The 19767-nt window shown below is 45.7% G+C and carries 19 protein-coding genes and 2 rRNA genes (1 of these 21 only partly in view); 19 read left to right on the top strand and 2 right to left on the bottom strand.

Going from position 1 to position 19767, the window contains the following annotated elements; all coding sequences use genetic code 11:
• Positions 1–1706: ribosomal RNA gene (locus AC0L13_RS20600) — 23S ribosomal RNA — on the top strand; it begins 1228 nt to the left of the window's first position.
• 87 nt (positions 1707–1793) lie between these two features.
• A 5S ribosomal RNA gene (rrf, locus tag AC0L13_RS20605) occupies positions 1794–1909 on the top strand.
• A 60-nt stretch (positions 1910–1969) separates the two neighbouring features.
• Here rrf and AC0L13_RS20610 read toward each other — a convergent pair.
• On the bottom strand, positions 1970–2470 hold the full coding sequence (locus AC0L13_RS20610; RefSeq protein WP_473642573.1) for a hypothetical protein: 501 nt from the start codon (positions 2468–2470) through the stop codon (positions 1970–1972).
• Positions 2471–2612: 142 nt separating this feature from the next.
• On the opposite strand from AC0L13_RS20610, the gene AC0L13_RS20615 reads away from it, so the two are divergent.
• The 16 genes from AC0L13_RS20615 (at position 2613) to rsmI (ending at position 16926) form a co-directional block, all read left to right on the top strand.
• On the top strand, positions 2613–2927 hold the full coding sequence (locus AC0L13_RS20615; protein ID WP_473642574.1) for a hypothetical protein: 315 nt from the start codon (positions 2613–2615) through the stop codon (positions 2925–2927).
• A gap of 276 nt (positions 2928–3203) precedes the next feature.
• The gene (locus AC0L13_RS20620; protein WP_473642575.1) at positions 3204–4412 is read left to right on the top strand and encodes a sensor histidine kinase; all 1209 of its coding nucleotides are present in this window, start codon (positions 3204–3206) and stop codon (positions 4410–4412) included.
• A complete protein-coding gene (locus AC0L13_RS20625) occupies positions 4409–5062 on the top strand; it encodes a response regulator (protein WP_473642576.1) in 654 nt (217 codons plus the stop codon). The genes AC0L13_RS20620 and AC0L13_RS20625 overlap by 4 nt, the downstream gene beginning before the upstream one ends.
• 135 nt (positions 5063–5197) lie before the next feature.
• Complete coding sequence (locus AC0L13_RS20630) at positions 5198–6130, top strand: ABC transporter ATP-binding protein (RefSeq protein ID WP_473642577.1); 933 nt, start codon at positions 5198–5200, stop codon at positions 6128–6130.
• Positions 6131–6141: 11 nt separating this feature from the next.
• Positions 6142–7320 (top strand): ABC transporter permease, encoded by a 1179-nt coding sequence (locus AC0L13_RS20635; protein ID WP_473642578.1) that lies wholly within the window; start codon positions 6142–6144, stop codon positions 7318–7320.
• Positions 7321–7332: 12 nt separating this feature from the next.
• Entirely contained in the window at positions 7333–8484 is a 1152-nt protein-coding gene (locus AC0L13_RS20640; RefSeq protein WP_473642579.1) for an ABC transporter permease, read from the top strand.
• Between the two features lie 501 nt (positions 8485–8985).
• Positions 8986–10407 carry an aminotransferase class I/II-fold pyridoxal phosphate-dependent enzyme gene (locus AC0L13_RS20645; RefSeq protein ID WP_473642580.1) on the top strand — a complete coding sequence of 474 codons (1422 nt, stop codon included), beginning with the start codon at positions 8986–8988 and terminating at the stop codon, positions 10405–10407.
• Positions 10408–10425: 18 nt separating this feature from the next.
• Complete coding sequence (gene tmk, locus AC0L13_RS20650) at positions 10426–11055, top strand: dTMP kinase (protein ID WP_473642581.1); 630 nt, start codon at positions 10426–10428, stop codon at positions 11053–11055.
• A gap of 336 nt (positions 11056–11391) precedes the next feature.
• Positions 11392–11721 (top strand): cyclic-di-AMP receptor, encoded by a 330-nt coding sequence (locus tag AC0L13_RS20655; RefSeq protein ID WP_060206001.1) that lies wholly within the window; start codon positions 11392–11394, stop codon positions 11719–11721.
• Between the two features lie 20 nt (positions 11722–11741).
• Positions 11742–12182 carry a YaaR family protein gene (locus AC0L13_RS20660; RefSeq protein ID WP_473642582.1) on the top strand — a complete coding sequence of 147 codons (441 nt, stop codon included), beginning with the start codon at positions 11742–11744 and terminating at the stop codon, positions 12180–12182.
• Positions 12183–12224: 42 nt separating this feature from the next.
• Positions 12225–13229: a DNA polymerase III subunit delta' gene (gene holB, locus AC0L13_RS20665; RefSeq protein WP_473642583.1), complete on the top strand. Its 1005-nt coding sequence runs from the start codon at positions 12225–12227 to the stop codon at positions 13227–13229.
• Positions 13222–14049: a PSP1 domain-containing protein gene (locus tag AC0L13_RS20670; RefSeq protein WP_473642584.1), complete on the top strand. Its 828-nt coding sequence runs from the start codon at positions 13222–13224 to the stop codon at positions 14047–14049. The genes holB and AC0L13_RS20670 overlap by 8 nt, the downstream gene beginning before the upstream one ends.
• Positions 14050–14062: 13 nt before the next feature.
• Positions 14063–14422, top strand: a complete 360-nt coding sequence (gene yabA, locus AC0L13_RS20675; protein WP_440502195.1) for a DNA replication initiation control protein YabA — start codon at positions 14063–14065, stop codon at positions 14420–14422.
• Between the two features lie 627 nt (positions 14423–15049).
• Positions 15050–15799 (top strand): tRNA1(Val) (adenine(37)-N6)-methyltransferase, encoded by a 750-nt coding sequence (locus AC0L13_RS20680; RefSeq protein WP_473642585.1) that lies wholly within the window; start codon positions 15050–15052, stop codon positions 15797–15799.
• Positions 15783–16070, top strand: a complete 288-nt coding sequence (locus AC0L13_RS20685; RefSeq protein ID WP_473642586.1) for a GIY-YIG nuclease family protein — start codon at positions 15783–15785, stop codon at positions 16068–16070. The genes AC0L13_RS20680 and AC0L13_RS20685 overlap by 17 nt, the downstream gene beginning before the upstream one ends.
• Positions 16048–16926: a 16S rRNA (cytidine(1402)-2'-O)-methyltransferase gene (gene rsmI / locus AC0L13_RS20690; protein WP_473642587.1), complete on the top strand. Its 879-nt coding sequence runs from the start codon at positions 16048–16050 to the stop codon at positions 16924–16926. The genes AC0L13_RS20685 and rsmI overlap by 23 nt, the downstream gene beginning before the upstream one ends.
• A 56-nt stretch (positions 16927–16982) precedes the next feature.
• Here rsmI and AC0L13_RS20695 read toward each other — a convergent pair whose 3' ends face one another.
• Positions 16983–17258: an AbrB/MazE/SpoVT family DNA-binding domain-containing protein gene (locus AC0L13_RS20695; protein WP_239433317.1), complete on the bottom strand. Its 276-nt coding sequence runs from the start codon at positions 17256–17258 to the stop codon at positions 16983–16985.
• 479 nt (positions 17259–17737) lie between these two features.
• Between AC0L13_RS20695 and metG the strand changes: the two genes are divergently transcribed.
• Entirely contained in the window at positions 17738–19699 is a 1962-nt protein-coding gene (metG, locus tag AC0L13_RS20700; protein ID WP_473642589.1) for a methionine--tRNA ligase, read from the top strand.
• Positions 19700–19767 lie beyond the last annotated feature (68 nt).

Here is a 19767-nt window from a genome sequence, read left to right on the forward strand (position 1 = left end):
GTGGTAGGAGAGCGTTCCAAGGGCGTCGAAGCCAGATCGTAAGGACTGGTGGAGCGCTTGGAAGTGAGAATGCCGGTATGAGTAGCGAAAGAAGGGTGAGAATCCCTTCCACCGAATGCCTAAGGTTTCCTGAGGAAGGCTCGTCCGCTCAGGGTTAGTCGGGACCTAAGTCGAGGCCGAAAGGCGTAGACGATGGATAACAGGTTGATATTCCTGTACCACCTCCCCGCCGTTATCAGCAATGGGGGGACGCAGAAGGATAGGGTGAGCGCGCTGTTGGTCATGCGCGTCCAAGCAGTGAGGTGTGGAACGAGGCAAATCCCGTTCCTATAACATTGAGCTGTGATGGCAAGGGGAATTGTCCCCGGAGTCCCTGATTTCACACTGCCAAGAAAAGCCTCTAGCGAGGCGGGAGGTGCCCGTACCGCAAACCGACACAGGTAGGCGAGGAGAGAATCCTAAGGTGATCGAGAGAACTCTCGTTAAGGAACTCGGCAAAATGACCCCGTAACTTCGGGAGAAGGGGTGCTCTGGTAGGGTGTTAAAGCCCGAGAGAGCCGCAGTGAATAGGCCCAGGCGACTGTTTAGCAAAAACACAGGTCTCTGCAAAACCGTAAGGTGACGTATAGGGGCTGACGCCTGCCCGGTGCTGGAAGGTTAAGAGGAGAGGTCAGCGCAAGCGAAGCTTCGAATTGAAGCCCCAGTAAACGGCGGCCGTAACTATAACGGTCCTAAGGTAGCGAAATTCCTTGTCGGGTAAGTTCCGACCCGCACGAAAGGCGTAACGATCTGGGCACTGTCTCAACGAGAGACTCGGTGAAATTATAATATGCGTGAAGATGCGCATTACCCGCGACAGGACGGAAAGACCCCGTGGAGCTTTACTGTAGCCTGATATTGAATTCCGGTGCAGCCTGTACAGGATAGGTAGGAGCCTTGGAATCCGGAGCGCCAGCTTCGGAGGAGGCAATGGTGGGATACTACCCTGGCTGTATTGGACTTCTAACCCTTGCCCGTGATCCGGGCAGGAGACAGTGTCAGGTGGGCAGTTTGACTGGGGCGGTCGCCTCCTAAAGTGTAACGGAGGCGCCCAAAGGTTCCCTCAGAATGGTTGGACATCATTCGTAGAGTGCAAAGGCATAAGGGAGCTTGACTGCGAGACCTACAAGTCGAGCAGGGTCGAAAGACGGGCTTAGTGATCCGGTGGTTCCGCATGGAAGGGCCATCGCTCAACGGATAAAAGCTACCCCGGGGATAACAGGCTTATCTCCCCCAAGAGTCCACATCGACGGGGAGGTTTGGCACCTCGATGTCGGCTCATCGCATCCTGGGGCTGTAGTCGGTCCCAAGGGTTGGGCTGTTCGCCCATTAAAGCGGTACGCGAGCTGGGTTCAGAACGTCGTGAGACAGTTCGGTCCCTATCCGTCGCGGGCGCAGGAAATTTGAGAGGAGCTGTCCTTAGTACGAGAGGACCGGGATGGACACACCGCTGGTGTACCAGTTGTCTTGCCAAAGGCATCGCTGGGTAGCTATGTGTGGACGGGATAAATGCTGAAAGCATCTAAGCATGAAGCCCCCCTCAAGATGAGATTTCCCATTACATTTGTAAGTAAGATCCCTCAAAGAAGATGAGGTGGATAGGTCCGGGGTGGAAGCGTGGCGACACGTGCAGCTGACGGATACTAATCGATCGAGGACTTAACCTTATCAGTTAAGAAATACGGTTGAACTTGAGTTCGGCAACAATGTTGGTTTTATCCGGTTTTGAACGAACAAGCATCGTTCATACATAGTCTGGTGACGAAGGCGAAGAGGTCACACCCGTTCCCATACCGAACACGGAAGTTAAGCTCTTCAGCGCCGATGGTAGTAGGGGGCTTCCCCCTGTGAGAGTAGGACGTCGCCGGGCAAAGACCATCCCTGTGGGGGTGGTTTTTTTGTGTTTACAATTAAGCAGACTCATCATTCATCATTCATTAATCTCATAGATCAATACATCAAATAATTCTTCATCGGTGTAAAGCAATATTGCCCATTCTCCTCGCTTAGGAATGAGCACATTAGAAGGTGCGTGTGCATCTGCTCCATTATTCGCTCCTCCCAGGCCTGTCATCCAACCTGATGTTAAAATTGGATGGATAGTGCTCGAATCTCTGTGGAGACCAACGACCGTTAGATTGGTTGCTGCAGGATCCTCAATCCCCCAAAGATGCCACATCCACTTTTGTTTCGTAGTAATGCTTGGCATGTCGGCACCAATTACGCCTGATTTATTTTCATTACCGATTATATTTCCATTGAATGTAACGGCTTTACTTTCCCAATTAATTCTTTTAAAATCACTCTTTGCTACAAAGCCAGGTATATTTTCGGGTAAGTTGAATTTACTTTCAAATGTTTCATTATCGGAGCAACCAATAACTAGAATAAGCATGCTCAAAAAAATACATCCCAAGGTTTTCAGTTTCAAAAAACTTCCCTCCCAAATTAAATGTATTCCAGTATAAATAATACTAGCTTTCAGGTAATACACATAAATCTTCTATCCCTATTGCTTAAAAAATATGAGTAGTTCATGATTAAGAGAATAGACATCGAACGAGGTGTATTGTATGAAACGGGGAACTACTATTGTTCTAGCCATGGTTATTGCTATTACAATTCTATTTGCTTATCAATATCAAAAGCCAATTCTAACTACGCAAGAAGCGATTGTGCAGGCGTATGAATATTTATTGAGTCCCCCAGAAGGGTTTGGGGACGACTTGATACCCAAAAAAGATCTAGAAGAAATGTGGCCCATTAATACAAGCTTAAAAGTGAGGCATGGTTTCTACTATGAAATGGTAAAACCGCCGATCATGGGAAGTGACCTTCCGATACAATGGCAAGGAACCTACGGTAATCATAGATGCCATTACGGGTGAATACATAATGATATACGGACCAATGAGTTAGAAGAATTATCTGAAGGAGGATTAAATGAATTTGAATGATTATAGAACACTTTTAAGTTTTTATCCAATAAAGGCTGAGGATAATGTTTCTTCTAATATCCTTTTGAGCACAACCGCTTATGCGCGAATATGTGGTTTTATGAGCGTCTACTTGTAATTATGCTTATTTAGAAGGTTTTATGCGCGCTTTTGAAACATTATGCGAGAATATCGAAGTTTATGCTTCTTTGGTTTGGGGGAGTGGGTATGAAAAGTTTTTCATTGTTTTTATTCTCATTAGTGAGAGTCATAATGCTCGTCATTATGAGTGCTTATTTTCTTCAAATGACGAGTGGAATTGAGGATATACGGACGATCTATATAATTGTTGCTATTCCGATATTCATCAGCAGTCATTTTATTCAAATGGCAAACGTCCGGGAGAAGACGAGGATTCTTTGTTCTTCAATTGACTTTATTGTCATTACGGGATTCGGTTTTTTATTTGCCGAGAGTGGATACTTGTATTTAATCTTTTTCGGCGTCTTATCTACGACGGTTTTTATACTATACGATCAAAAAAGGCTTCTTAGTCTTTTTTCAGGTCTGTTTATCGCAGTATGGATAATGATTAGCTTGCGGATCTATGTACAGACTGGGGAATTCTCCCTTTCAAGTAATATCGTCAATGGAATGTTCGTCTTCTATGGCGCTTTCGTCGGGAGCCTAATTCGAAATTTCCATCATGCGAAAGAGACGATTTCAATTCAATATGGGCAGTTGAATGAATCACATGAAGCTTTGCAGGCCGCGCACAAGCAATTGGGGGAGTATGCTGAACAAGTGGAGCAGTTGACGGCCATTCGGGAGCGGAATGAGATAGCGCGGGAAATCCACGATACAGTCGGTCATAAAATGACGGCATTGGTTGTCCAGTTGCAAGTGGCTCGGGAGATGGCAGAAAGAGATGCAGAAAGAGCGAAAGAAGTGATTGCTCTCTGCGAACAGTTGACGCGGGATTCTCTTCATGAACTCCGAGTGTCGGTCAGGACATTGAAAGAGGACGATCGGGGAATTTCATTCCACAAGGTGTTGCAAGTGCTGCTCGATGAGTTTTCCGCGATGACGCAAATGGAAACAAGCCTTTTAATGAAAGGTGAACCCTCTTCAATTCCCAAGTCGTTGGAGCCGACGATTAAAAGGGTTATACAGGAAGGTCTAACGAATGCAAAGAAGCACGGAAATGCAGGCATTTGCCTCGTGGAGATTCTTGTAACGGAAAAGGAAGTCCATTTGACGATTAAGGACAATGGAATCGGACAGAAGAATATTCATCCGAATTTTGGGTTGATTAATATGAAGGAACGGGTTGCGGAGCATGGGGGTTCATTTGCAATCGAAAGCGTGGAGGGGGAAGGCTTTGGGATTTATATTGCGTTGCCATTTCAACAGAAGGAAGTGGGGGTACAAGTATGATCAAGATCATGATCGTCGATGACCAACCGTTAGTAAGAGAAGGGCTCGGCACATTGCTCGGCTTACGGCCAGAGATTGAAGTCGTCGGGACGGCGACGGATGGTAACGATGCGTTGCAAAAAGCGGTGACGCTTCTTCCGGATATCGTGTTAATGGATATTCGGATGCCCGGCGTGAACGGCGTTGAAGGGACAAGATTACTAAAAGACAGCCTGCCCGATGTGAAAGTGCTGATTTTGACGACTTTTAACGACAGTGAATATATTTTTGATGCGCTTGAAGAAGGGGCGAGCGGGTATTTGCTGAAGGATATGCCGACAGATACGATTGTCCAAGCGATTCTTACCGTCCATCATGGCGGTGTCGTACTGCCGAAGGAGTTCACTTCGCAAGTATTGGCAGAGCTTAGAATGAAAAATCATAGCAGTCCCGTTAAAATGCCGGAGAGTATAGAAGATTTATCTGACCGGGAAGTGGAAGTTCTAACTTACCTTGGCGAAGGGATGAACAATAAGGAAATAGCGGATATGTTGTTTATTACCGAAGGGACGGTCAAGAACCATGTTTCCAATGTTATTCAAAAGCTTGGGCTCCGCGATCGGACGCAAGCGGCTATTTACGCCGTCCGTTATGGGATAACGACGTTCTAAAATTACTTTTTGCATACGTACATGATAAACGGCATATCGATGCCGTTTTTTTCATGCCTTCAAAGTCTATCGCACGCTCGATGCAAAAAAAGGGTTTCCTTCTTAAGATGAAAGTAAAGAAGGGGGCTGCGGAAATTGCTTACACTTTCGAATGTGAAAAAGAGTTTTAATGCAGACGAGGTCATCAAAGGGGTATCATTTCAGGTTGAAAAAGGAGAATCATTCGGCTTGCTCGGTCCGAATGGTGCGGGCAAGTCAACGCTCATTTCGATGATATGCGGACTGATTCCGTATGAAGCCGGTGAAATCCGGATGAATGGAAAGCTTGTAGGCAAACATCTGAAGGAAACGAAACAGTTGATAGGAGTTGTTCCACAAGACATCGCACTTTATCCGACGATGTCAGCGCTCGATAACTTAATGTTTTGGGGTAAGATGTACGGGTTATCCAGCAAAAAGACGAAAGCCCGTGCGAAGGAAGTGCTTGAAATCGTAGGGCTCACCGAACGGGCGAAAGGACGTATCGAAACCTTTTCAGGCGGGATGAAGAGGCGCATCAATATCGGGGCCGCTCTCATGCATGAGCCGCAGCTGGTCATTATGGATGAACCGACAGTCGGAATTGATCCACAATCTAGGAATCATATTTTGGAGACGGTGAAAGCATTGAATGAACAAGGAATGACGGTCATTTACACGAGTCACTATATGGAAGAAGTCGAGTTTCTTTGCAAGCGGATTGCGATCATTGATGAAGGAAAGCTTATCGTAAGCGGCACGAAAAGGGATTTGAGCAATCGTTTAGCGGGAGGGACTGTGTTGAAGCTTACAGTCGATTCATTGCCCCCCACATTTATCGAACAGGTAAAAAAACTGAATGGGGTGGAGAAGGTTATTGTCCGACCTGCCGAAGAAATCGATGTGCATTTGCAGTCGAAAATGGAAATAGTTTCGGATATCATTCTGCTAGCCAGTCGATCGGGCGTGGCGATACACAATATGCAGCTTAAAGAAGCTAATTTGGAAACGTTGTTTTTGCAATTGACGGGCCGCTCTTTGCGTGAATAGGAGGGACTGAAATGAAGAGCTTTTTGATAGCCGTTAAAGATGCGAAGATCCACTTGAAAGACAGCAAAGCCATTCTGATGATGATCCTTATGCCGATTTTGTTAACAGTCATTTTAGGTTCCGCCTTGAGAGGGATGATGGGAGGCGGTAGTATGCCCGAAACGATTTTAGGCGTCTACACACCCGGAGCGAACGCAATGTCCGACAGCGTCATCCGGACACTCGAAGAAGACGGGCTTGCCATCACAGGCAAACGGGCGGAGTCGGAGAAGCAACTTATGGATTGGATGGATGAACAGGAAGTGCATGTCGGCTTGCTATTGCCTGATGGATGGGGTACTGGAACGGAAGACCGTGCCGTCGTCCTACCAATATCCGGAAAAGAAACCGAAGCCATCGTCATTCAGCAGTTGATCGAAACGTTCGCTCAAATGTCGCATGCGATTACAAATTCGACAACTGCCATTATGACGCAGGCGGCAGTCTTGTCATCGGAAGATAGGGAGGCTATCCAATATGAGCTTACCACTTCGATAGAGAAAGTCTTGAGTGAACAACGGTCCTATGTAAATGACCCGCCCGAAGAAGAATCGGTGAGCTCCATGCAGTACTATGCCGCGGCCATGGCGGCGATGTTCCTTTTATTCAACGCGATGGCGGGCGGAAAGTCGTTTCACCAGGAGAGGCGGAGTGAAACGCTGTCGCGTTTAATGATGACACCGACTTCCGTCCGTTCGATCCTGGCGGGAAAATTCATCGGCGCATTCCTATTTGCGTGGATTCAATTTTTAATCTTCATAGGGGCAACTCATTTCCTGTTGAAGGTCGATTGGGGTACGTCCATCTTGCAAATCCTTTTTATCACGTTCTTTTATATCTTTTCGGTAGCTGGATTGGCGATGGTAGTAGCAGCATTCACGACGAACGAGAAGATGGCGGATATCGTCGGAACAATAGGCGTTCAAGTAATGGCACTGCTTGGCGGTTCAATGCTGCCCCTCTCTTTATTCCCTGAAATCATGCGAAAAATTGCCATGGCTATGCCAAATTCATGGGCATTGACGAGCTACACTTCGATCATGACAGGAACTGCATGGTCTACGTTATGGCTGCCGGCAGTTGTTTTATTCGGCATAGGGGTTGCATCCATTTTCATTAGTTCCCTCCGGCTTAAGCGCCGGATTGCATAGGAGGTATGCGGGATGAAGAAAATCTTATCGATTTGCCTGTTTGAAATCAAACGGACATTCAAGAAAAAATCGGCGTTTGTCTTAATGTTCGGGATGCCGTTGTTATTCACGTTTCTATTCGGAAGCATTTTTGGAAAGGGTGCGGATAGTTCGTTCCGCATCGCATTGGTCGACGAGGAACAGACGGCGCTTTCTACGAACATCATTCAGAAACTAATGCTTGATGAAATGATCACGTATGAGCTTGTTGCAGCTAGCGAGGCAGAGGAGTTATTGGCGAGTAAAGAGGTGCAAGGCATTGTAAGATTGGAAAAAGGAATTGCATCTAAGCTGCGCAATGAAGAGCCGGCCATCAGCTTTCAACCTTCACCCGGCATGGCAACCGCGCCTCTCGTCAAACAACAAGTGAATCAGGTGATGCAAGGCGTAGGCGTTTACGTTGCCACGTCACAGGTGGCAAGCTCTTATTTTGATGAAATCTGGGAAGCTGTTTACGAGAAGCTCACGGAAAATGAAGGCCAGATCCAAGTATGGACTGAACGAAAAACAAGCAGTTCCACTGGAAACCCGAATACGGGAATATCCTATAGCTCCGCAGGATTTTCAATTATGTTCGTTATGATTATGATGCTTTCGATGACAGGTATACTGCTGGAGGCAAAACAGACGGGAATTTGGTCGAGATTGTTTACGACACCAGTCACCCGTTTCCAAGTACTGCTTGGCTATTTTCTATCTTTCTTCATTGTCGGATGGATACAGTTTTTCCTTCTAATTTTACTTTCTTCCACGCTGTTTGATGTCAACTGGGGGTCACCAATAGCTTTGCTTCTTCTCGTCACAGCCTTGCTCTTTTGTGTCGTTGGCCTTGGAATGGCGATTGCAAGCTTTGTGAAGACGGTGGAGCAGCAAAACGCTATCGGCACATTGGTGATCATTTCGACTTGCATGCTCGGCGGCGTCTATTGGCCAATCAACATGGTGCCGGACGTTATGCAGAAAATCGCCAATTTCGTTCCGCAGACATGGGCGATGGAAGGATTTACGACACTCATTTCGGAAAGCGGCACTATTGGAGATATCGTCACGCCGCTCATTGTATTGTTCGGGTTTGCCATTGTCTTCCTTTCCATCGGTTTGTCGAGAATAAAACATGCTTTTTAAGACAAGTAGCAATTGCCAGGAACTTCCCCAGCCTGATTGAAAACGCTTGTCAAGGAAGGCAACCTAAGATCGCCACGTCCTAAAGGTGCCTTAATTTCTGCTAAGAGCGCAGAAATTAAGGCAAATGGAACCCTTCGCCGTTCGATTGGCGACGGTTGCATGATTCACTTCCTGCGAGCCCGCGCGAAGTTGAGCGAAGACGCGAATAGAACTAAAGTTCATGAGCGGACGAGCGAGTAGGGAAGGCATCCTAAGGACGCCGCGTCCTAAAGGTGTCTTAATTTCTGCTAAGAGCGCAGAAATACGGCAAATCGAACCCTTCGCCGTTCGATTGGCAACGGATGCATGACCTACTTCCTGTAGGCCTCAACAACGGATGCGAGCGTTTTTCAAGAGGCTGGGCCGGAGAAATCCGGCTTTTTTCAATTCCTGATAAAGAGTTCACCCTTCGTTGACAGACTTCCTTTATAATAGAATCAGATAAAGGGAGTGGGACGTTAAATGAATCAAAATGACCGCCCGCTTGTGCAGGCGTTACAATATTTCAACGAACAGACCCCGGTTTCATTTCACGTGCCGGGGCATAAGCATGGACTTTTATCCGGCTTGCCCCATAAAATGAGGCAAGCTCTGTCATACGACTTTACCGAGCTTACTGGATTAGACGATCTCCATGAAGCGGAAGGGGTTATTCGGGAAGCTGAAAGCCTTTTATCCTCTCTTTACAAGTCAAACAGGAGCTTTTTCCTCGTCAATGGCTCAACGGTTGGCAATTTGGCGATGATCTATGCTGCTTGCCAGGCGGACGACACGATAATCGTTCAGCGCAACGCCCATAAATCAGTCTTCCATGCGATCGAACTAACGGGGGCCCGTCCAGTACTGATCAGCCCTCCGTGGGATTCGCATACACGAACACCTGGCGTATTAACTCCAGATCAGGTGGAACGAGCACTCGCTGCACATCCGGATGCGAAAGCCATCATCCTAACGTACCCGACATATTATGGTACTACGGGGGAGGGGCTTAGAGAGATCATCGAACTATGCCATTCTCGTTCCGTCCCTGTCTTGGTCGATGAAGCGCATGGAGCGCATTTCATCATCGGTGAGCCGTTTCCACGCTCTGCGATCGAAATGGGGGCGGATGTCGTCGTGCATTCCGCCCATAAGACGTTGCCAGCCATGACGATGGGATCTTTCCTGCACGTCCGGTCAAAGCTCATTTCTGAAAAAAAGGTCGCCCATTATTTACAGATGCTGCAATCCAGCAGTCCATCGTATGTAATTATGGCCTCCTTAGATGATGCGAGGGCATACGTTGCTTCCTATAAGGGGAACGACAAACGCAAATTCATGGAATTGCGCTCCTCATTCATTCAGGAGCTGAAGGAAATCGATCAACTAGATATCGTGGAGACGGACGATCCATTAAAGCTGCTGATCCGCGCTGAAGGGCATTCCGGCTTCGCATTGCAAGCAGCCCTTGAAGCGGAAGGGATGTACGCGGAACTCGCGGATCCTTACCAAGTATTATTCATATTACCGCTATGGGATGAACAATCCACTCCTCCATTACAAGCTTGGAAGGAAAAAATGGTTGCAGCAGTTACTAACTTGGGTAAAGTAGAAGATACCCCTATTTCAATAAGTGTAGCTGATTGGCCTGATGGCATCTCCACGCTTGCATACCCTCCATTTGTTATAACAGACATGGAAACTGAATGGATATCAATGAATGAAGCAGAAGGACGCATCGCAGCGGCATCTGTTATCCCATATCCGCCAGGCATACCATTATTGATTAAAGGCGAGGAGATCAAGGAAAGCCACATCCAAGCATTATTGGCATTGATGAAGGTGGGAGCAAGATTCCAAGGAACTGTTCGTCTTGCCGAAAAAGAGCTATTTGTATTGAAATGAAGGTCGGAGGAATCAAACATGTCAAAAGGAAAATTTATTACATTTGAAGGTCCTGAAGGTGCAGGAAAAACAACAGTTATTGCAGAAATATATAAGAGATTAGAGCAAGAAGGCAAAAAAGCCATCCTTACCCGTGAACCGGGTGGCATCCGCATATCCGAAAAAATCCGGGAAATCATCCATGACAATGAACATCAGGAAATGGACAGCATGACAGAGGCGCTCCTGTATGCCGCGGCACGCAGACAACATCTCGTCGAAAGAATCATCCCTTCAATAAATGAGGGGAAAATTGTCCTCTGCGACCGTTTCATCGACAGCTCACTCGCCTACCAAGGCTATGCAAGAGGACTTGGCATGGAGGAAGTCATGACGATCAACTCATTTGCCATCGGAGAAAAGATGCCCGACGTAACCATCTTCTTCGATATCTCACCGGAAGAAGGAATTAATCGGATTTCCAACAGTGGCGAACGCGAACAAAACCGTCTCGACAATGAAACATTGCAATTCCATCAAAAAGTATACGAAGGATATGAATTGCTGCTGCAAAAATACCCAAACCGCATCATCAAAACCGACGCCAGCAAACCATTATCTGAAGTAACTGAAAATGTTTGGAAAATTATAAGTTCTCAACTCATTTAAAAACAGGTTTCATGATATAATAAACTATAGAGCTTCTAGCATTTAGTGTAGGAAGATGGATCTTTGTAAAGTTAGTTCCGTTGATTGAAGCGAAGGGCGGCGACTCCTGTGAGAAAAGCGTCAGCTGAAGACCCCACAACGAAAGCCGTAACGAAGAACGGCTTTTGCGAGCACAACTAAGGGATGCCTTAATTTCTGCAAAGAACGCAGAAATACGGCCAATCGAACTCTTCGTGGTTCGATTGGCTGAAGCGACGCCCACGGAAAGCATCCGCCCGTAGCGGCAATCAACAGCGTTGGCAATATAATATAAAAAAGCTAAAAGGAGAGGGTACCGTGAAATTGATTGTGGCAGTTGTACAGGACCAAGATAGCAACCGTTTGTCTGCGGCTTTAACGAAAAATGATTTTCGCGCTACGAAACTAGCCAGTACAGGAGGGTTTCTACGTTCAGGAAATACAACTTTCCTCATCGGAACGGATGACAGCCTCGTGCCGAAAGCTTTAGAACTAATCCGTGAAAATTGCCGTTCGCGCGATCAGATGGTTGCCCCTGTTTCACCGATGGGCGGCAATGCCGACTCCTATATTCCCTATCCTGTAGAGGTGGAAGTGGGCGGCGCTACGGTGTTCGTCTTGCCGATTGAACAATTTCATCACTTCTGATGAAATGAGGTGATATAGTAATGAAAGTGAATGGAGAGTACCGGACCGGGCCTGATAAATTCAGAAATGATCCCTTGCGTACGACGCAAGGGAACGCCCGGTTTGGTCAAATGGTTCTGAAACAGGAAGAACGCTTGCACGGGGAACAGATTACAAGACTTCTTGGAGACATTTCTTCGGCAGGGGACCGTCTTGCCCGTTCACGGAATTTAAGGGATATGGCAAAATTCAAGATGCTCGTCCGTCGTTTCCTGAAAGAGTCGGTTGAATCCGGGATGGGATTGAAACAATCACATACGTGGAATCAATTCGGCGAAGGAAGAAGATTGAAAACAGTCCAGACAATTGACGAGAAGCTCATTGAATTGGCGGAAGCTTTATTAAATGATGAGCAGACGTCTGTCGAGTTGCTAGGGAAAATTGGAGAAATCAAAGGGCTTCTCATTAATCTATATAGATGAGTGTGTGTTTTACACGTTTTTTTGTAGCAAGGAGGTACAAGCATGGAAGGCATGGAAAATAGCATCAAGCGGAGGCAAAAGGCCGTCATCGACAGACTTGAGGCGACATTTCGGAATAACCGGATTGGCCACGCCTATCTTTTCGATGGCGAGCCGGGCACTGGGAAAGAAGAGGCAGCCATCCATTTTGCAAAGTTATTACTTTGTGAAAATCCCGAAAATGCTGTTCCATGTGAAACATGTCGCAATTGTAAACGGGTAGCATCAGGAAATCACCCGAATGTGACGAAAATCGAACCGGATGGACAAGACATCAAAAAAGAGCAAATGTCTTCTTTGATCATGAAAATGACAAGAAAAGGATACGAGCCAGGGCGTAAAATGTATATTATCTCCCGCGCGGATCGGATGAATGTGTCGGCTGCTAATACATTGTTGAAGTTTTTAGAGGAACCAGAAGGGGAAGTGACTGCGATTCTTCTGACTGATTCTTATCAGTCAATTCTTCCGACGATTCAATCTAGATGCCAGCGCGTCAGTTTTCTTCCGCCTCAGCGGGAAGAGTTGATTGCAAAATTGACCGATGCAGGAATTACCGCATCGATGGCTGCGACGGTTACGATGATGACAGCGGATATCGGGCAAGCGAAAGAGCTTGCGGAAAATGATCAATTTGCACACATGCGAAAAACAGTGTTAAAATTGATTGAAGCATCAGATCGCAATGTAAACGAAGCGCTTCTATTCATCCAATCAGAATGGTTGCCGGCAATGAAAGAGAAGGAAGACGTAGAACGTGGTCTCGACTTGCTTCTCTATGCATACCGTGATATCGTCTCAATGAAAGCCGGACTGCAATCGGAATTGACGTATCCCGATCAGCAACAGATTTTCCGTGGTCTTTCAATGAAGATGACATACAGCCGCCTATCATCCAATATGGAAGCGGTTCTACAAGCGAAGAAAAAGCTGTACGGCAATATGAACCGAACGCTTTTAATGGAACAGCTGGTGCTCAATTTGCAGGAGGGGTTAACGCTTGTATAATGTTGTAGGTGTCCGCTTTAAAAAAGCGGGTAAAATATATTATTTTGATCCGCTCGATTATCCGCTTACTGTCGGTGACTATGTCATCGTGGAAACAGCCCGTGGGATCGAATACGGAAAAGTTGCTAGTCCTGTGAGGGAAGTCGATGAAAATGACGTCGTCTTGCCACTTAAGAAAATTATCCGCAAGGCGCTTGTGGAAGACCAACTCCAAGTGGATGAAAACCGGGCAGATGCCGAGCAAGCTTACGGTAAATGTGTCGAAAAAATACGGGAGCATGAACTGGATATGAAGCTTGTCGATGTGGAATACACGTTTGATCGTAATAAGATCGTCTTTTATTTCACAGCGGAAGGACGAGTCGATTTCCGGAATCTCGTAAAAGATCTTGCCGCGATTTTCCGTACACGCATCGAGTTGCGTCAAATCGGTGTCCGTGATGAGGCAAAAATGCTTGGAGGAATCGGACCGTGCGGAAGGATGCTCTGCTGTTCGACATTCTTGGGCGACTTTGAACCTGTATCCATCAAGATGGCTAAGGATCAAAACCTATCGCTCAACCCATCAAAAATTTCCGGATTATGCGGCCGCCTCATGTGTTGCCTAAAATACGAAAACGATGAATATGAAGAGGCAAAAGCCCTTATGCCTGATATTGGCGAGCGGGTGCAGACGCCTGAAGGACCAGGAAAAGTGGTTGGCTTGAATTTGCTTGAGAGAATTTTGCAAGTGAATTTAGCGGACCAAGAACAGGTCTTGGAATATTCATGGGAAGAAATAGAGAGTCGAAAAAACTCAGTAGCTCAATTGACGAAATGATGGGGTGAAATAGTTGAAAGAAGGGAACTTTCTCGACAGAGTAATGGAGTTTGAGCAGCAGCTCGAAGCCATGCATGAGCAATTCCGGGAACTTATTGGATTTGTGGCGAAGATGACGGAAGAGAACCACTCACTTCAACTGGAAAACCATCATCTCCGGACACGGCTTGAAGAACTGACTGACAAAACCCAATTGATAGATGAACAAAGGCCGCCTGTTAAGCCCCATAAAGTCGATATTGGCGAAGGGGTGGACAACTTGGCCAGGTTATATAATGAAGGATATCACGTCTGCAATGTCCATTATGGAAGCAGCCGTAAAGGGGAAGATTGTTTGTTCTGCCTATCCTTCCTGAGCAAACAGAATGCTTGAGATGAGCCGATCCTATAATTATGTAGGCATCGGCTCTTTTCTGTCTATAACATGGCAATTTCTTTCCGTTCCGCCACTCCCTTTCCACGGGCGTTGCCACAACCGGTACTCCTGCGGGGTCTCCACCTAACGCTTTTTCCGCAGGACACTGAATAACCCTCCTCGAATCTACATCACACGAAGGAAATGCGTAGCATTTTCGAGGAGTCTCGTGTTTGCACTTCAAGAAACTGCTGCTTCTCTAATGATAAAGTATGAAAGGATCACCTCATAATCACAAAACAAAAATATGCAATTATTTAGATCTTAATCATTTTGAATGGAACTATATAATCTGAATAAATAATTGGTACTCAGGGATTACAGTTGATTGGAGTGGAAGGCGGCGACTCCAGCGGGAACAGCGCGAGCTGAAAGCCCCGCAGGCAAAGCCGTTACGAAGAACGGCTTTTGCGACCAAAAGCGATAGCTTTGGAAGCAACGTCCGAGGAGATTGAAGCCGTGCCCGCGGAAAGCGTCCGCCTGAAACGGAAAGCAACGGCGTCTAAAGAATGTCTGTTTCTTTTGTTCATCTTATATAGCGAAGCTTTTTTAGAAAGAAGATTTAATTCAACCGGAGGAGAAGATATGGAGAATTTATTGAAGGACGATGAACGACTGGATTATCTATTGGCGGAAAACTTGCGGATCATTCAGAGTCCGTCCGTCTTTTCATTTTCACTCGATGCCGTCCTACTAGCAAAATTTGCGTATGTGCCGATCCGTTCGGGAAAAATTGTCGATTTATGTGCGGGTAACGGAGCAATCCCACTTTTCTTAAGTTCCCGGACGAATGCAGATATTATTGCAGTTGAACTGCAGGAGAGACTTGCTGATATGGCACGGCGAAGTGTTGGCTATAATGGATTAGATGAACGGATTTCCATTATAAATGACGACGTGATTGGAATTGCAGGGAAGATTGGCTATGAAAAATTTGATACGGTTACTTGTAATCCTCCTTATTTCCCTGCGATTGAAGCGAGCGAGAAAAACTTGAAGGAGCATGTCGCCATCGCGAGACATGAAATCCGTTTGACGCTTGAACAAGCTGTAAAGTCCGCGAGTGAGTTGTTGAAACAGGGCGGGAAGGCAGCATTTGTTCATAGACCCGGAAGGCTGTTAGATATTGTGACAGCGATGCGTGCGAACAGGTTGGAACCGAAAAGGATCCGTTTCGTGTACCCGAAGGAAGGCAAAGAAGCCAATACGTTGCTAATAGAAGGAATAAAAGACGGCAAGCCCGATTTGAAAATATTGCCGCCACTCTATGTCTATGGAGAAGATGGGGAGTATACAGAAGAAGTGAGGCTTTTATTACATGGACAAGACGAATGAGCATCTGTTCTATGTCCTTGAATGCAATGACGGCTCCTATTATGCCGGCTATACAAATGATTTGGAGAAGCGCATCCGCACCCATAATGAAGGAAAAGGTGCAAAATATACGCGTGCCAAACTTCCGGTTCGTCTCATTTACCAGGAAAGCTATGAAACGAAGCAGGATGCGATGCGGGCTGAATATCAGTTCAAACAATTAACGAGGCCTGCAAAGGAACGATATATAAGGAAGGGGCAACGTATCGATGAAATCACAGAAAAGCGCTGAAGCGGGAGATGCGAAGCTATTTCTTGTTGGGACGCCGATTGGTAATTTGGAGGACATGACTTTCCGAGCAATTCGGATTCTTGAGGAAGCGGATATGATAGCGGCGGAAGATACGAGGAATACGATCAGGCTTTGCAATCACTTCGACATTAAGACACCGCTTATGAGCTACCATGAGCATAATCTCGAGAAGGGCGGGGAAAAAATCCTGTCGTTACTGGCGGAAGGGAAGACTGTCGCCTTAGTGAGTGACGCAGGAATGCCGTGCATATCCGATCCCGGTAATGATATTGCTACGAAAGCAATTGAAGAGGGATTCGATGTCGTTCCAGTTCCTGGAGCCAATGCTGCCATCAGTGCATTAGTCGCTTCGGGGCTCCAAACGCAGCCATTCACATTCTTCGGATTTCTGCCGCGACAGAAAAAGGAGCGCAACGAGCAATTGCGAAAGCTGAAGCAGAAGGAGGAGACTTTGCTCCTATATGAAGCGCCTCATCGCTTGAAGGAAACGGTCAAAGCAATTGCCGAAGCATTCGGCGGTTCGCGCCAGGTCGTACTAGCGAGGGAATTGACGAAACGGTATGAGGAATTTCTCCGCGGAACGCTTGAGGAAGCCGTTTCTTGGGTGGAATCAACTGAAATAAGAGGGGAATTTTGTATCGTCATTGCAGGGAATGACGATGTAGAAGAAGTGGCTGAAAATTGGTGGAAGGATATAAGCATTCCAACCCATGTGGAAATGGTGATGGAAAAGGAAAAGGTTTCATCGAAGGAAGCGATCAAATTAGTGGCATCTGAAAGAGGACTATCTAAAAGGGATGTCTATCAGGAGTATCATGTAAACGAAAAATTATAATAAAAATCCAGAACAGAAAATTGTTCTGGATTCAAATTATTATTGTAACAATAATATTATTTTATCTTCTCTTCGATCTCTTTAATGAGTTGTCTAGCACCATCCGGGCTTAAAATTAGCTTTCCGTCAATAAGTTGCAAGTTATTGTCGGACACCTCGCCAGTAATAGAACAAGTCATATTTGGCATGTATTTCTTCAAGATAATTTTGTCATCATCGACATAGATTTCTAAAGCATCTTTCTGCTCAATTCCAAGTGTACGGCGAAGCTCGATCGGAATGACGACGCGTCCTAGCTCGTCGACTTTTCTAACGATTCCTGTAGATTTCATGACAAGAATTCCTCCTAAACGATTAAATTTTCGTCAAAATTCGACATATTTCTCTTGTCTATCAAATATCATACCAACTCTTCCATTTAACGTCAATAATTCCTGCTTAATATTATGTGGAGAATAATAGATTGATTGAAGAAAACAGGACTATTGATATTTGGTTTTTTTATTGAAATTGAGGTATTAAGTAACCGTTCAGGATGTAATTTAGGGAAATGGAAGCGAAAGACGGTTTGAGCATTATTAAGGAAATTTAATAATGAATTTATTGTGGTGTTTATACGTAAGTGGAGCGGTTTATGAGTGTTTAACATGCGTTTTGCGTGTGCTATGTATGTTTATGAGCAATTTAGACGATTTATGCGTGTATAAAGAGGTTTATGAGGGGATTAACGATTTTCTAGGTGTCTACATAGCGCTTTTGTTGAATTTTAGCTAAAATGGTTAGTATAGATTGAAACACAGGAGGTATTTTGGTGGCTGAACAGCGAAAAACATTTTACATTACGACTCCTATTTATTATCCGAGTGGGAAATTTCATATAGGAACTGCTTATACGACCGTTGCATCTGATGCGATGGCTCGCTATAAAAGACTGCGTGGATTCGACGTCCACTTCCTGACGGGAATGGATGAGCACGGACAAAAGATCCAGGAGAAAGCGGAAGAGGAAGGTCTTCCTCCACAGCAATACGTTGATCGTATCGCGGATATTGCTATTGATTTATGGAAGTTGATGGACATCTCGTATGATGATCTAATTAGGACAACGGAGGATCGTCATAAAGCGGCCGTCGAAAAAATCTTTAAAAAGTTCCTCGATAATGGTGATATTTACAAAGGCGAGTATGAAGGATGGAAATGTGTCCCGTGTGAGTCTTATTTCACCGAGGCGCAGCTTGAAGATGGCAACTGTCCTGACTGTCATCGTCCGGTGCAAAGGGTATCGGAGGAATCATACTTCTTCAACATGCAAAAGTATGCGGACAGACTTCTACAATTTTACGAAGACAATCCGCATTTCATTGAACCGGAATCACGGAAAAATGAAATGATCAATAATTTCATCAAACCTGGACTTGAAGATTTATCCGTCTCCCGTATGTCATTCGATTGGGGCATTAAAGTACCAGGAGATCCAAAACATGTCATTTACGTGTGGGTCGATGCATTGACGAATTACATCACAGCGCTCGGATATGGCTCTGATGATGAAACGCTATTCAATAAATACTGGCCTGCAGACGTCCACGTCGTCGGAAAAGATATCGTCCGTTTCCATACGATTTATTGGCCTATTTTCCTTATGGCACTTGATCTGCCATTGCCGAAAAAAGTGTTTGCACACGGTTTCATTATGATGAAGGACGGTAAAATGTCGAAATCGAAGGGGAATGTCGTCTACCCTGAAATGCTCGTGGAGCGTTACGGCTTGGATGCGACACGCTATTTCCTTCTTCGTGAATTGCCATTCGGACAAGATGGAACATTCTCTCCTGAATCATTCGTCGAGCGGACAAATTACGATTTGGCCAATGACCTTGGCAACTTGTTGAATCGGACGGTTTCTATGATCAATAAGTATTTTGAAGGCGTCATTCCTACAGAGGGGCTTGAGCCGACCGAATTCGACAGTGTACTGCGTGACTTCACGACGAATGCAGTCGAGAAATATGAAGCTTCGATGGAAAAGATGCAATTCAGCGTCGTCCTTTCAGAGCTATGGACGATCATTTCTCGGACGAATAAATATATTGATGAAACATCTCCGTGGGTGCTTGCAAAAGAAGAGGCGGATAAAGGGAAATTGGCATCCGTCATGGCTCATCTAGCAGCATCACTTCGCCAAATTGCGGTTCTATTGCAGCCGTTCATGACGAAGGCACCGATTCAAATCATTGAACAGCTCGGGTTGAATGAAACAATGCTTGCGTGGGAAACATTAGGTGATTTTGATGCTATTCCTGCAGGGACGAAAGTTGTGGAAAAGGGAGTTCCGATCTTCCCTCGTCTAGATCCGGATGTGGAAATCGTCTATATCCGTGATCAGATGGCCATTACGGCGCCTAAAGAAAAGCTGGAGGAAAAGCCTGCTGAAGTCGAAGACGAAACGGAAGAAATCACGATCGATGACTTTGCAAAAATTGATTTGCGTGTCGCGACTGTTCTTGCGTGTGAGAGGATTCCAAAAGCGGACAAGCTATTGAAATTCCAACTCGATTTGGGCAGTGAAAAACGCCAAGTCGTCTCCGGCATTGCGGAGCATTATGAACCGGAAGAGTTGATCGGTGAAAAAGTGATTGTTGTCGCCAATTTGAAGCCGGTGAAATTACGCGGCGAATTATCCGAAGGTATGATTTTATCGGGCGAGTCAAATGGCGTTTTGAAATTGGCAACCGTTGATCCATCTTTGGAAAACGGTGCAAAAGTGAAGTAATTGAAAAGGACGGCGTTTCTTAATAGAGGCGCCGTCTTTATCTTTTAACCGATTTGTCACCATACTGT

It is taken from the genome of Sporosarcina sp. QA0331, assembly GCF_055808055.1.

Coding starts and splice junctions, on each gene's coding strand:
- AC0L13_RS20615 (WP_473642574.1), top strand. CDS start 2,613: ATGAAACGGGGAACTACTATTGTTCTAGCCATGGTTATTGCTATTACA.
- AC0L13_RS20620 (WP_473642575.1), top strand. CDS start 3,204: ATGAAAAGTTTTTCATTGTTTTTATTCTCATTAGTGAGAGTCATAATG.
- AC0L13_RS20625 (WP_473642576.1), top strand. CDS start 4,409: ATGATCAAGATCATGATCGTCGATGACCAACCGTTAGTAAGAGAAGGG.
- AC0L13_RS20635 (WP_473642578.1), top strand. CDS start 6,142: ATGAAGAGCTTTTTGATAGCCGTTAAAGATGCGAAGATCCACTTGAAA.
- AC0L13_RS20640 (WP_473642579.1), top strand. CDS start 7,333: ATGAAGAAAATCTTATCGATTTGCCTGTTTGAAATCAAACGGACATTC.
- AC0L13_RS20645 (WP_473642580.1), top strand. CDS start 8,986: ATGAATCAAAATGACCGCCCGCTTGTGCAGGCGTTACAATATTTCAAC.
- tmk (WP_473642581.1), top strand. CDS start 10,426: ATGTCAAAAGGAAAATTTATTACATTTGAAGGTCCTGAAGGTGCAGGA.
- AC0L13_RS20660 (WP_473642582.1), top strand. CDS start 11,742: ATGAAAGTGAATGGAGAGTACCGGACCGGGCCTGATAAATTCAGAAAT.
- holB (WP_473642583.1), top strand. CDS start 12,225: ATGGAAGGCATGGAAAATAGCATCAAGCGGAGGCAAAAGGCCGTCATC.
- AC0L13_RS20680 (WP_473642585.1), top strand. CDS start 15,050: ATGGAGAATTTATTGAAGGACGATGAACGACTGGATTATCTATTGGCG.
- AC0L13_RS20685 (WP_473642586.1), top strand. CDS start 15,783: ATGGACAAGACGAATGAGCATCTGTTCTATGTCCTTGAATGCAATGAC.
- rsmI (WP_473642587.1), top strand. CDS start 16,048: ATGAAATCACAGAAAAGCGCTGAAGCGGGAGATGCGAAGCTATTTCTT.
- AC0L13_RS20695 (WP_239433317.1), bottom strand. CDS start 17,258: ATGAAATCTACAGGAATCGTTAGAAAAGTCGACGAGCTAGGACGCGTC.